Origin of the sequence: Nocardia mexicana NBRC 108244 (genome assembly GCF_001613165.1) — a bacterium.
Classification (GTDB): Bacteria; Actinomycetota; Actinomycetes; order Mycobacteriales; family Mycobacteriaceae; genus Nocardia; species Nocardia mexicana.
Genome location: NZ_BDBV01000138.1, coordinates 1 through 13,218, shown reverse-complemented (window position 1 = coordinate 13,218; position 13,218 = coordinate 1). Strand labels below are relative to the sequence as shown.

The 13,218-nt window shown below is 68.6% G+C and carries 10 protein-coding genes; 2 read left to right on the top strand and 8 right to left on the bottom strand.

The genetic code is table 11. From position 1 onward, the window contains the following. Positions 1–537: 537 nt before the first annotated feature. From NM1_RS38800 to ssd, 3 genes are all read right to left on the bottom strand, one after another. The gene (locus tag NM1_RS38800) at positions 538–1,329 is read right to left on the bottom strand and encodes a type II secretion system F family protein (RefSeq protein WP_084520462.1); all 792 of its coding nucleotides are present in this window, start codon (positions 1,327–1,329) and stop codon (positions 538–540) included. Positions 1,330–1,708: 379 nt separating this feature from the next. After that, positions 1,709–2,896 (bottom strand): TadA family conjugal transfer-associated ATPase, encoded by a 1,188-nt coding sequence (locus tag NM1_RS38795; RefSeq protein ID WP_068032509.1) that lies wholly within the window; start codon positions 2,894–2,896, stop codon positions 1,709–1,711. 265 nt (positions 2,897–3,161) lie between these two features. Continuing rightward, on the bottom strand, positions 3,162–4,271 hold the full coding sequence (ssd, locus tag NM1_RS38785; protein ID WP_068032505.1) for a septum site-determining protein Ssd: 1,110 nt from the start codon (positions 4,269–4,271) through the stop codon (positions 3,162–3,164). Between the two features lie 370 nt (positions 4,272–4,641). Between ssd and NM1_RS38780 the strand changes: the two genes are divergently transcribed. Further along, on the top strand, positions 4,642–5,532 hold the full coding sequence (locus tag NM1_RS38780) for an HAD-IB family hydrolase (RefSeq protein ID WP_084520461.1): 891 nt from the start codon (positions 4,642–4,644) through the stop codon (positions 5,530–5,532). Positions 5,533–5,998: 466 nt separating this feature from the next. Here the strand turns inward: NM1_RS38780 and NM1_RS38775 are convergent, their stop codons facing one another. The 5 genes from NM1_RS38775 to NM1_RS38755 form a co-directional block, all read right to left on the bottom strand. Then, positions 5,999–6,769, bottom strand: a complete 771-nt coding sequence (locus NM1_RS38775) for a Fic family protein (protein ID WP_068032501.1) — start codon at positions 6,767–6,769, stop codon at positions 5,999–6,001. Between the two features lie 138 nt (positions 6,770–6,907). Then, on the bottom strand, positions 6,908–8,602 hold the full coding sequence (locus tag NM1_RS38770) for an ABC transporter ATP-binding protein (RefSeq protein ID WP_068032496.1): 1,695 nt from the start codon (positions 8,600–8,602) through the stop codon (positions 6,908–6,910). Beyond that, positions 8,602–9,561, bottom strand: a complete 960-nt coding sequence (locus tag NM1_RS38765) for an ABC transporter permease (RefSeq protein WP_068032494.1) — start codon at positions 9,559–9,561, stop codon at positions 8,602–8,604. Before NM1_RS38765 ends, NM1_RS38770 begins: the two co-directional genes overlap by 1 nt. Next, positions 9,554–10,480, bottom strand: a complete 927-nt coding sequence (locus NM1_RS38760) for an ABC transporter permease (protein WP_068032491.1) — start codon at positions 10,478–10,480, stop codon at positions 9,554–9,556. The genes NM1_RS38765 and NM1_RS38760 overlap by 8 nt, the downstream gene beginning before the upstream one ends. 17 nt (positions 10,481–10,497) lie before the next feature. Further along, complete coding sequence (locus NM1_RS38755; protein WP_246011491.1) at positions 10,498–12,093, bottom strand: peptide ABC transporter substrate-binding protein; 1,596 nt, start codon at positions 12,091–12,093, stop codon at positions 10,498–10,500. 408 nt (positions 12,094–12,501) lie between these two features. Between NM1_RS38755 and NM1_RS38750 the strand changes: the two genes are divergently transcribed. Beyond that, on the top strand, positions 12,502–13,218 hold a 717-nt coding region (locus NM1_RS38750; RefSeq protein WP_157124097.1), incomplete at its 3' end, for an AMP-binding protein.

Genomic DNA, 13,218 nt, shown 5'->3' with positions numbered 1-13,218 from the left:
CGCCGCGCCGGGCGGCGGTGCCCACCCGATACCACCGACAGCCGACCGGCGGGCGTAACACCACGCGGCACGCACAACACGGCAACCGCCAAGAGCAGCAAGGGAATCGACGGGCCGGTCACGACCGCACCCCCGCAGCAATCCACCGACCACCATCGCGGCGATCACCCCCACCCGGAGCGCCCACAAGACGCCCCCCGCGAACGCCAGTGGTGCACAGCAGCGACACGATCGCCGAAGCAGGGCCGGAACCCGCTCCATCCGGACAGCGGCCGGAACCCGCTCCACTGCTACAACGATCCAGCGGCCGCAACTGACCGACAGGACAACCGAAGACGTGGGGTACGGAAGCACTGCGCTCGGGCGCAGCGTGATTCCACAGCTCGGTCGGCACGGTGGCCGAGTTGGAACGGGCTGCGTCTCTGTGATGGCCCCACATGGCCGCATGGGGGTCAGAGTTGCCCGGCGTGAGCGGGGGCGGTGGTGCGTATACAGGCGTCGCAATAGTCCTGGGCGGCAACGGGATCGGTGTGGTGGTCATGTCAGGACCCTTCGGGTGATTGTGTCGGTCCAGAGCAGTCCGGCGCTGATCAGGGCGGTGCCGAGCGGCAGCAGGACGGTGCCGAGGCCGGGGGCCAGCAGAACTCGCAGTGGGGCGGCGCCGAGCAGGTGGCCCAGTGCGATGCCGAGTAGCGGGAGCCCCGCCAGGACGGCGGCGGTTGCCCGCGCGCCGGACAGTGCCGCCACGGTGCGATCACGGAACCGCCTGCGGCTCACTAGATCTGCGCGCGCCGCGGCGAGCAGGTCGGCCAGCGCCAGGCCGTGCTGCTCCGCGACCTCCCAGGCATCCGCGATGCGCGCCAGTTCGGTGGCGATCACCGCATCCGGATCGCGCAGACCGGCCGCGGCCGAGCCGCCGAGGCGGCTGCGTGCCGAGCACACCGCGAACGCACGGGCAGCGGCGCCTGAGATCTCCCCCGCGGCCGTCGCTGCGGCGGCGCTCGGATGCGCACCGACCCGCAGTTCGCCGACGACCGTATCGAGCCCCTCCTCCAGCGCCACACATTCAGCGGCTCTGCCTCGATCCCGGCGGACGCAGCGCATGCGAACGACAGCCGTGCCGACCACTGCGGCGACCGCCAGCAGCGGACCGATCCCCAGCACCGCCGCACCGGCCACGGCCAGCCCCACACCTACACGAATCACGATCCGCAGCGGAACTTTTCGCGTCCGTCGGGCGCCGCCGAGCAGCCGAGCGAATCGGCGGCGCCCCGCAGGCGCAGGCAACAGCGCCAACGCCAATGCCAGGCAGGCAATGGCCGCGCTCACAACTGAACTCCCGCCAACAGGCGCCACCTACCGGCCGGATGTACCGGCACCTCGACCGAACCGCCGGGAAACAGCCGACGGGCACACAGCCGAGTGGCGCAATGGTCGTCCACGAATCGCGGGGCTCCAAGCCGTATGCCCGCACCTTCATCGGCCGATCCGTCGTGTCGACCGGGCCCCTCGTGATCGGCCACGATCTGCCGCCTTGCCGCCGAACAACATCCGGCCGACTTCGCTGTGCCCGTATAGATACGAGTGCGGAAATCGGTGACCTCCGGTGGGACTTGGACCGCGGTGATGCCGCAGGCGGCACAGTCGCATCCGCACCCGCAGGCGAAGTCGAGCGGTCGAGCGCGGTCAGCTTCGAAACCCTCGGCGTTCATGGTGCGAGCCGGTCGGCGAGCAGGTGTTCAAGCGCGGGTGCCGCGGGGGCGCCGGATCCGTCTGCGCACCAGGCGGGTTCTATGCGGACCTGGCCGGTGGGGTCGCGGACGACCAGGCCGACCTCGCGCAGGATGCGGGTGCCGTCGGCGCGGCGATGCACGTGCAGGATGGTCTGGACCGCGGCGCCGAGCTGGCTGTGCAGGGCGGCTCGGCCCATTCCGCCCAGCGCGGCCAGCGCCTCCAGCCGAGCGGGCACCTCCCGCGGCGAATTGGCGTGGACGGTTCCGGCACCGCCGTCGTGGCCGGTGTTGAGGGCCGTGAGCAGGTCGACGACCTCGGCGCCGCGCACCTCGCCGATGACGATGCGGTCGGGTCGCATGCGCAGGGCCTGCCGGACCAGGTCGCGCACGGTGACCGCGCCCGCACCCTCCACATTCGCGGTCCGGGCGACCAGGCGCACCACGTGCGGGTGCGGCGGGGCGAGTTCGGCCGCGTCCTCGACACATACGATGCGCTCCGCCGCTGCGACTTTCGCGAGCATTGCGGACAGCAGGGTCGTCTTGCCCGCCCCGGTCCCGCCCACCACGAGGAAGGCCAGTCGCGCACGAATGATGCGCTCCAGCAACAGTTTCGCCTCGGCGGGGACGGATCCCGACGCGCTCAACGCATCCAGTCCCTGGCTGGCCGGTCGCAGCACCCGCAGCGACAGGCAGGTGCCGCCGTGCGCGATCGGCGCCAGCACGGCGTGCAGCCGTACTCCGAACGAATTCCCCAGTGCCCCTTCGACTCCTGGCAGTCGGCCGTCCACCCACGGTTGCGCGTCGTCGAGGCGGCGGTCGGCGGCCAGGGCCAGTCGTTGCGCCAACCGCCGCACCGCGGCCTCGTCCGGAAATGTCACCGCGGCACGTCGCAGGCCCTGACCACGGTCCACCCACACCGCATCCGGTGCCGTGACCAGCACATCCGAGACCTCCGGATCGTGCAGCAGGGGTTCCAGCACGCCCGCCCCGGTCAGCTCCGTCTGCAGCAGCCGCAGCACCCGCAGCAGATCGGTATCCCCCAGGACACCACCGGATTCGGCGCGAATCGCCGCGGCCAGCCGGGCCGGATCCGGATCTCCGGCCTGCGCGGCGAGCCGCTCCCGTACCCGATCCAGCAGATCCGTCGTTACCCGCGCACTCATCGGCGGGCCTCCGACCGCACCTCGACGACGGCCTGCGCACAATGCCACGCCACGTCGCACCGCACGAGATTGACAGCCGCCTCGACCCGGCCGGGACCTCGGCCCGCTCGGTATGCCCGCCCCTCACCGAACCGCACCCCGGCGACCCGCGGTGGCGCGGAATCCGATTTCTCGACAACGGTTCCGAGGTCGGCTACGTTGCTGATCTTCCAGTGCCACAGGCTATTTCGCAGACCCCGGGAAATATGAACGACGGCCGGAAGAGTCATCGCGCACTCCCCGCCAGCACGCCGAGCACGGCGTCGGCCGCCGTGCGCAGCGGGCCGCGCGGCACACCCAGGCCGTCGCGCTCGAGCCGGGTCGGGAGCCGGGGCTGTGCGCGGACGGCGGCCAGCAGCGGCACACCCAGGGCGGCGGCCACCTCGCCGCCACGCAGCCCTCCCGGTGCCGGGCCGCGAATTATCAAACCCTGGTTGGGATTTCGGCGGCGAGTGTGGGCGGCCACCGCACGGGCAGCCGCCACCGAACGCAGCCGAGCGGGGACGACCAGCACCACCAGGTCGGCGGCATCGAGCATCTGGTCGGCGTGCGGACCGCGCTCACCGGATACATCGCAGACCACCAGATCACCGGCGGATCGGCCCGCCTCTATCACCGCACGTACCGCACCCGCCCCCAATTCGGCCGGGACGGCGTCCTCCATCACCCGCCCGCAAGCGAGTACCACCAGTCCCGGCGCCGCGGCCGGGAGCGCGTCGTGCAGCGCCGCGGCCGCGACCCGGCCCTCCTCGACGACCAGGTCCGGCCAGCGCAACCCGGGGACCGATTCGATGCCGAGCAGCAGGTCGGCACCGCCGCCCAGCGGTGCCCCGTCGACCAGGATCGTGTCGCGGCGGAACCGGACGGCGGCGGAGGTGTGCGCGACGGCGGCCGCGAGGGTGGACGCCCCGGCTCCCCCGTGCGCGCCGACGACCGCGACCACCACGCCGTTACCCGGGCCGCGCTGGGTGTGGTCGGCGAAGGATTCGATCAGCACGTCGGCGGCGGCGGGCAGTGCGATCACCCGCTCGGCACCGACCGCGGCCGCGGCCTGCCACTCGGGTAGGCCTGGCTCACCCTCGACGACCAGCAGAATTCCCTCCCGACGGGGGTAGCCTGCCGCGGCGCACGCCCGCGCGGCCGCGGTGTCGACGATCACCAGCGCCGTACCGGACCACGCATGCCTGCCGACGGGCATTCTGCCCTCGTCGATATGCCGGTCCGCCGCGGCGGCCACCCGCCCGACCTCGTCGCACAATCGCCGATCGTCGACCAGTACGAGCACCGGCCCCGGGGAGGGGATGGCGCAATCCGGGCTTGCCGCAACGGAATTCATGCAGGCCAGCCTCGCTCGGCGAGCGCCGTGAGACCACTACCCTGCTGCCGAATGTGGATAACTACGGGGCTGTGAGCAAAAAGTGCACGCCGAGTACCACATACACAAAGGTCTGAAAATAGAGGACGGCCCCAGCCGGGGGGGGAGGAGGCTGGGGCCGTCGGGGTTCAGCCCCGGGGGGTCGGGCTGAACGCGCCTGGACCATGTCCAGGTGCCAGCAATACTACACCCAGGCCCCGGCGGAAACGCAAGTCCACCGGCCTAGGAAGTTTTCACCCCCGACACCCGGCGTAGCGGTAGCAAACCGCACGGGAGCAGCACCGACAGGCGGCCATCGGCCCCCACCACGACGGCGGACGAAATCCTCCCTATTCTGAACAGCGTGACGGCCGAGGGCGACCCGACAGCTGCCGAGAATCGGGCACGCGAGACGGGCGGGGACACGCAGCGACACCCCGCATCGAGCGCACGACAGGGCCGGGTGGCGGCGTTCTTCGACCTGGACAAGACGGTGATCGCCAAGTCCAGCGCATTCGTGTTCAGCAAGCCGTTCTTCGATCAGGGTCTGCTCAATCGCCGGACCGTACTGGAGAGCAGCTACGCGCACTTCCTGTTCCTGCTCTCCGGCGCCGACCACGACCAGATGGAACGCATGCGCGAGCACCTCACCAAGATGTGCGCGGGCTGGGACGTCGGGCAGGTCAAGGGCATCGTCGCCGAGACGCTGCACGAGCTCGTGGACCCGCTCATCTACGCCGAGGCGGCCGACCTGATCGCCGACCACAAGATTCGGGGCCACGACGTGGTCATCGTGTCCGCCTCCGGCGAGGAGATCGTCGGCCCGATCGCCGCCGCGCTGGGCGCCACCCACACCGCCGCCACCCGGATGGTCGTGGAGGACGGCCGGTACACCGGCGCGGTCGACTTCTACTGCTACGGCGAGGGCAAGGTGGAGGCAATCCAGCGGCTGGCCGCCTCCGAGGGCTACGACCTGTCCCGGTGCTACGCGTACTCCGATTCGATCACCGATCTTCCGATGCTCAGCGCGGTAGGACATCCGACCGCCGTCAACCCGGATCGAAACCTGCGGCGGGAGGCGACATCTCGCGGCTGGCCGGTGCTCGCGTTCTCGAATCCGGTGTCGCTGTGGGCGCGACTCCCCGCCCCGTCCTCGACCACGGTCGCCGCGACCGCCGCCGTCGGAGTGAGCGCGGTGCTGGCGGGCGCGATCAGCTACCGCCTGCTGCGCCGGCGGCGCTGAGAGTTTGATCGGGAGACTCGCCCGAGAACCTGGCGATAATTGACACCAACTATCAATAGAACCACGAAACGCCGGGCGACACACCGATTAATCGAATGTTTCCGCAGCTCTTGCTGTGACCGGGGGCACAGAGTAACAATGGAGCCACGGAAGGACGGAAGGCCAAGGTCGGAGCGGAAGAGAAGGTTCGATCTCCCATCCCACCCTTCCCAGCACGGGCGCCAGGCACCCACGCGGAGCACGCCGCGACAGGGCAGCAGCGTTGTGGGCTTGCGAAATCCGGGCTTCCGGCGGCGAGGGCCTCGCACAGGTTGTGGGGATGAACCGTCGGAGTGCGGACGATCGCCGAGGCCGCAGAACACAACCCCGAGAAGCACGCTTGGTAACCGGGTGGTCCGTGCTAGCGGGCGGTGAGGTCGTCAACGACAACGCCGCCCGCTTTGATGTGCAGGGGGTTCCTCGGTTACTACCCGGCAGCCGCGTCCGCGATCGAACGGGCTTCGCGCGCACCGTCTTCCAGCGCACCGCAGCAAAGGATCACCCACCCGCCGACGCCTTCCGGCGTGCCACTCCCGAAGCCGGCGGCCGCGTCCAGATAGGCCTGCCGCCGGCGCAGCCAGAACACTTCCGGCACGCCCAGGCTGTGCGGGTCGAGCCCGGTCGACACGGCAACCAGCCTTGACGCGGCGCGCGCGACGATCCCGTCGGCACTACCGAACGGCCGCAGTGCCAGCAGCTCCCCGTGCACCACGGCGGCCTTTACCGGGGCGGACGCGTCCGAGGTGAGGACGGTCTGCGCGAGCAGATCGAGGCGCTCGGCGACGCCCGCGTCCGTGCGGGGACGGCCGAGCTGCTCCTGGTCGTCGACCAGGTCGGCGGCGGCCAGCAGATGCAGCCGGGCCAGGGCCTGCAGCGGCGCCCGCTGCCACACCCCGACCAGATTCTGCAGCGCGTCGCCGTCCAAAGCCTGTCCGACGCGCAGCGCTCCCGCCAGAATCGGATCGGCGGGCTGGCCCTCGACGGTCTCGCCGGACGCGGAAACCGCCGACAGCTCGGTGCCGCCGCCGTCGATGGCCGAGGACGACCGCGCTGCCCGCAGCGCCGCCTCGGCCGCCGTGGTCGGCCAGCCCCGCCGGTTCGTCTTGTGCCGGTGCACCTCGGCGAGCGCGTCGCGCGCGCGGTCGGCCGCCGCACGCACGCCGGGCAGGTCGACAAGGGGCTGGAGCACATCGGTCACGAGGGAACACGCTACTCGAGACGCCCGTCGGCACCACACGCCCCCGACGATGCTCGCGCCGCACACATCACGCCGTGCCCTCCACGCAACCCGGTACGCATTCCCCCGAGCGCTTCCGAGCCGACGGGACGGCGCAGGTTATGCCGAGCGCAGCAGATCCCTCCCCGGGATGGCGTCGAGCAGGCGGCGCGTGTAGTCCGATTGCGGGTTGTCGAATACGTCCGTGGTCGGCGCGGCCTCCACGACCTTGCCCTCCTGCATCACCACCACGTCGTCTGCGATCTGGCGGACCACGGCCAGGTCGTGGGTGATGAACAGGTAGGACAACCCCAGCTCGGCCTGCAGCTCGTTGAGCAGGCTCAGGATCTGGGCCTGCACCAGCACGTCCAGCGCGGACACGGCCTCGTCGCAGACCACCACCTCGGGCGACAGCGCCAAGGCGCGCGCGATCGCCACGCGCTGGCGCTGACCGCCGGACAGCTCGTTCGGGTAGCGCCGCATCACCGATGCGGGCAGCGACACCTTGTCGAGCAGGTCTCGCACCGTGGCCTCGCGCTCCTTCGGGGTGCCGATGCCGTGGGTGCGCAGCGGCTCCTCGATGGTGCGGTAGATCGAGTACATGGGATCCAGTGAGCCGTAGGGGTCCTGGAATACCGGTTGCACCCTGCGCCGGAAGGCCAACGCGGCCTTGGTGTTCAGCTTCGCCACCTCGCGACCGTCGAAGGTCACCGTCCCCGAGGTCGGTGCGAGCAGACCCAGAACCATCTGCGCCACAGTCGATTTACCGGATCCGGATTCTCCCACGATGGCGAGGGTGGTACCGCGCCGCAGCCGGAACGACACCTCGTCGACGGCTGTCAGGTTCGTCGACTTCCAGGGTGTGCTGCCGCGGATCTTGAACACCTTGGTGAGATTGTCGACGATCACGACATCGCCCGTGGCACCGGAGAATTCGTCGTCGGCCTCGGCCAGCTGACCGGCCACCTGCACGGCCTGCTCGCGCACCTCGGCCCGCTTGCGCACCGACGACAGCCGCTGCGAGGCCAGCGACGGCGCCGAGTTGACCAGCTTCTTGGTGTAGAGGTGCTGCGGCTCGCGCAGAATCTGCAGTGCCGGACCGGATTCCACGACCCGGCCGCGGTACATCACCACCAGATGTTCGGCCCGCTCGGCCGCCAGTCCGAGATCGTGGGTGATCAGCAGCACCGCGGTGCCCAGCTCGCTGGTGAGGCCGTCGAGGTGGTCGAGGATCTGCCGCTGCACGGTGACGTCCAGCGCGGAGGTCGGCTCGTCGGCTATCAGCAGCTTCGGCCGGCACGACAGGCCGATCGCGATCAGCGCACGCTGCCGCATACCGCCCGAGAACTCGTGCGGGTACTGGTTCACCCGGCGTGCCGAATCCGACATCCCGGCCTCGTCCAGCAGCTCGATCGAGCGGTCCCGGGCGGCCTTGCCCTTGGCAATACCGTTGGCCTCCAATGTTTCCCGGATCTGGAACCCGACCTTCCACACCGGGTTGAGGTTCGACATCGGGTCCTGCGGAACGAAACCGATGCCGCGACCACGCACCGCGACGATGTCCCGCTTCGACGCCTTCGTCAGATCCTTGCCGTCGAAAACGATGGAGCCGGAGGTGCATTCGCCGGTACCCGGCAGCAGGTCGATGATCGCGTGCGCGGTCGTCGACTTGCCCGAGCCGGACTCCCCGACGATCGCCACGGTCTGTCCCGGGTACACCGACAGGTTCACCCCGCGCACGGCGGGCACCTTGCGGCCCTCGGCCGTGAAACAGACATTGAGATCGCGTACTTCGAGCAGTGGGTCCATCGCCATCACCTCTTACGGGCCTTGGGATCCAGCGCGTCGCGCACCGCGTCGCCCAGCATGATGAAGCTGAGGACCGTGAGCGCCAGCGCCGTCGCGGGATAGAACAGGATCGCCGAGGTGCGGATCTCCTTCTGGTCGGCGGCGATATCCGAACCCCAGGACACGATCGTGCGGGACAGGCCGACACCGAGATACGACAGCGTCGCCTCGGTCACGATGAACACCCCGAGCCAGATCGTGGTGATGACGATCAGCGGCCCGGCCGCGTTCGGCAGCACGTGCCGCAGCAGAATCCGGAATTGGGATACCCCCAATGCCTTTGCCGCCGTGACATATTCGCTGTTCTTGGCCTGGATCACCGCGCCCCGGGCGATGCGGGCGGCCTGCGGCCAGGTGAACGAGGCCAGGATCAGCATCACCGTGAACACGGTCCGCGATTCCAGCAGCTGCATGATCACGATGGCGGCCAGCATCAGCGGCAGCGCGTAGAAGATCTCCGCGATGCGTGACACCACCGAATCGAGCAGCCCGCCGTAATAGCCTGCGAGCGAACCCAATACGCCACCGATCAGCACGAACATCACGGTCGCGCCGATTCCCGTGACCACCGAGGCGCGCGCGCCGTAGATGGTGCGCGCATAGATGTCACACCCCTGTTTATCGAAGCCGAATGGATGGCCGCCGCCGGGTGGCTGCATGCTGAAATCACCGCTGCAGTACCGCGGATCCTGATCGGTGAACAGGCTCGGCCACACCACCACCAGCAGGACGAACGCGATCAACAGCGCGGCGACGACGAAGATCGGGTTGCGCCGCAGCTGCCGACCGGCGTCGCGCCAGATGCTGGTCGGGGTGGTGGTCTCGTCCAGCCGGTCGGTGGCCAGCACCTCCACCTCGTCCGGCGGCGCCACGAAATGCTCCTGCCCGGGCCGGATCTCCCGGGTGTCGGTCGGCTGGTCAGGCATAGCGGATCCTCGGGTCGAGTGCGGCGTACAGCAGGTCGACGACCAGGTTCGCGATCAGGAAGATCACGATCAGCACCGTCACGAATGCCACCACCGTGGGCGGCTCGCCACGCGTGATCGCCTGGAACAGCGTCCCGCCCACACCGGGGATGTTGAAGATGCCCTCGGTCACGACCGCACCGCCCATCAGCGCGCCGAGATCGGCTCCGAGGAACGTGATCACCGGAATCATCGAGTTCCGCAGGATGTGCACCCCGATCACCCGCCGCTCGCTCAGTCCCTTGGCGGTGGCGGTGCGCACGTAGTCCGATGTCATGTTCTCCGCCACCGAATTCCGGGTCAGCCGCAGCACATACGCGAACGACAGCGACCCGAGCACGATCGCGGGGACCAGCAGATCGGTGAAGCTCGCCTTGCCCGTGACGGTCACCGGCACGATCCCCCACTTCACGCCGAGCAGGAACTGCGCGAGGAAGCCGATGACGAAGATCGGTACGGCGATGACGATCAGGCTGAGCACCAGCATCGTGGAATCGAACAGCTTGCCCTTCCGCAGCCCGGCGACCAGGCCGAACAGCACGCCGAACACGCCCTCGATGATCACCGCCATGATCGCCAGCTTCAGCGTGACGGGAAAGGCGCGCGCCAGCTCGGCCCGCACCGGTCTGCCCGAGAAGGAGGTGCCGAAATCGAAGGTGAGAATCCCCTTCAGGTACTGCAGGTACTGCACGAAGAACGGCTGATCCAGGTGATACCGGGCCCGCAGCGTGGCCTCGACCGCCGGGGTCATCGGCCGGTCGCCCGCCAGCGCGCGGATCGGGTCACCGGGAATCAGGAAAACCATTGCATAGATCAGCAGCGTCGCTCCGAGGAAGACCGGAATCATCTGGAGCAGCCGCCGCACGACGTACCAAGCCATGTTTCACTCCATAGCGGCTATTTTTCGATGTTCTCGAAATCGAACAGGCCACTCCAGGTGACCTCGGCCTTCTTCACCTGATCCGAGCGCCCGGCCGCGACGTTGTAGTCGAAGACCGGGATGTCGGCCATATCCTTGAACAGCACCGCCTGGGCCTGCGCGACGATGTCGTACGCCTGCTCCGGGGTGGGTGCGGCCTGCGCGGCGAACAGCAGCCGGTCGAACTCCGGGCTGCGGTAATCGGTGTTGTTGGTCCCCGAGCCGGTGAGGTAGAGCGCGGTCAGGAACTCGAACATCGACGGGTAGTCGCCCTGCCAGCCGTAGCGGAACGCCTTGCCGACGGTCTTGGCGTTGATCTCGTCGCGGATGTTCTTGAACGTCGGATACGGCACGCCGACCGCGTCGATGCCCAGCGTGTTCTTCACGCTGTTGGCCACCGCCTCGATCCAGGCCTGGTGACCGCCGTCGGAGTTGTAGGCGATCTGGTAGGTGCCCGACCACGGCGAGATGGCGTCGGCCTGCGCCCACAGCTTCTTGGCCTCGTCCGGGTTGAACTTCAGGACCTCCGATCCGGGCAGGTTCTCCCGGAAGCCGTCGAGGGTGAAGGCGGTGAAATCTTTTGCGGGAACGCGGGTTCCGTGGAAGATGTTGTCCGCGATCTGCTGCCGGTTGATCGCCATCGAGATCGCCTTGCGACGCAACAGACCCTCCTCACCGGCGAAGTGCGGAACGTTCTGCTGCACGCCGATGTGCTGGCTGTAGGCGATCGGCTTGCTGATCGCGCGGTCGCCGAGGTCCTGCTTGTAGGTGCCCAGCGCGGTGTCGGGGATGACGTCGAGCGCGTCGAGATTGCCGGATTGCAGGTCGGCGTAGGCGGTTTCGTAGGACTGGTACATCACGAACCGCAGGCCCTTGTTCTTGGCCGGGCGGCCGCCGTGATAATCCGGATTGGGCGTCATCTCGATCTTGACGTTGTGGTCCCAGCTGTCGAACCTGTAGGGCCCGTTGCCGATCGGCTTCTCCCCGAACGCCTTCATATCCTTGAACGCGACCTCGGGCAGCGGATAGAACGGCGCGAAGCCCATCTCCAGTTCGAAGTCGATCGACGGATGCTTCAGGTCCACGGTGAAGGTCTGGTCGTCGATCACCTTCAGGCCCGACATCGTCTGCGCCTTGGGCGGATTCGACGAGACGTCGTCGTACCCGGCGATCTGCGCGAAGACCCAGTTCTGCACCTGGCCGTTGGTGCCCAGGGCACCGTAGTTCCAGGCGTCGACGAACGACTTGGCCGTCACGGTGGTGCCGTCGGTGAACTTCCAATCCGGCTTGATCTTGATCGTGTAATGCTGACGGTCCGGCGTATCGATCGACTGCGCCATCTCGTTGTGCGGCTTGCCGTTCGCGTCGTAGTACTTGAGCCCGGCGAACAGCCGGTCGACCACGCGACCGCCCATATTCTCGTTGGTATTCGTCGGTACCAGCGGGTTCTGGGGTTCACCGGCGTTCACGGTGACGGTGTCGGTATCGCCGCCGTCCGAGGAACAGCCCGTCAGTGCGAGGCTCGTGGCCACCAATGCTGCCGCGGCCAGCGCGGTGATCGTCTTGAATCTCAACGCAATCTCCCGATTCCAGGAAGGGCTGGGCACAGCGTCGAGTACGGCGCGGGGATCCTCCGGCACGCATCCCACGCTCCACCCTGGGTGAATCGGACAGTAGCCACCCGGCGGATGGTTGTCAGCGGATCGCGCGGGGTTTGTTCGCCTTGTTAGCAATCCGGCAACATGGCCGACTCACAGCGACGGCTCCGGGTGACATATTGCACAACCGCGCGGGCACCGGCTTCACGATTCGATCACCGACACGTAAGGACACTGAGCAATCGGCCGAAGCGAGGTGTCAGCGTTGCAACATTCGGCCAACCACCGACCGGGACCCGAACGCCGCCCTGGTCACGGTCCACTAGGGTCGGGAACGTGGCCGCGGTCACCCCCGGCCGAAGCGCATGCGAAAGAAGAGACGAGATGACCGAAACCACCGCTGAACACCGGGATGTGTATCCGCCGAGCGCGGAATTCGCGGCCGCTGCCAATGCCGATGCGTCTCTCTACGACCGGGCCGCCGCCGACCGGGACGCGTTCTGGGCCGAACAGGCCCGCCGGTTGTATTGGCATCGGCCCTTCACCCGCGTCCTGGACTGGGACGACGCACCGTTCGCGAAGTGGTTCGCCGACGGGAAGCTGAACGTCGCCTACAACTGCGTGGACCGGCATGTGCTCGACGGCCACGGCGACCAGGTCGCCATCCACTGGGAAGGCGAACCGGGCGACTCGCGCGACATCACCTACGCCGACCTGCTGGCCGAGGTGTCGCGCGCCGCGAACTATCTCACCGAGCTGGGCCTCGAGACCGGCGACCGCGTCGCCATCTACATGCCGATGGTGCCCGAGGCGATCGTGTCGATGCTGGCCTGTGCGCGGCTGGGCCTGACGCATTCGGTGGTGTTCGCGGGCTTCTCCCCCAGCGCCCTGCGCCAGCGCGTCGACGACGCCGAGGCCCGCCTGGTGATCACCACCGACGGGCAGTGGCGACGCGGCAAGGCGGCGCCGCTGAAGGAGGCCGTGGACGAGGCGCTGTACGCGCACGGCAATACGCCGTCGAGCGTCGAGCATGTACTTGTGGTGCGCCGCACCGAGATCGAGGTCCCGTGGACCGAGGGACGCGACCTGTGGTGGCACGAG

What these genes read in the sequence shown, in the direction of transcription:
- NM1_RS38795 (WP_068032509.1), bottom strand. Translation starts at nt 2,896, where the DNA reads ATGAGTGCGCGGGTAACGACGGATCTGCTGGATCGGGTACGGGAGCGG.
- ssd (WP_068032505.1), bottom strand. Translation starts at nt 4,271, where the DNA reads ATGAATTCCGTTGCGGCAAGCCCGGATTGCGCCATCCCCTCCCCGGGG.
- NM1_RS38770 (WP_068032496.1), bottom strand. Translation starts at nt 8,602, where the DNA reads ATGGCGATGGACCCACTGCTCGAAGTACGCGATCTCAATGTCTGTTTC.
- NM1_RS38765 (WP_068032494.1), bottom strand. Translation starts at nt 9,561, where the DNA reads ATGCCTGACCAGCCGACCGACACCCGGGAGATCCGGCCCGGGCAGGAG.
- NM1_RS38760 (WP_068032491.1), bottom strand. Translation starts at nt 10,480, where the DNA reads ATGGCTTGGTACGTCGTGCGGCGGCTGCTCCAGATGATTCCGGTCTTC.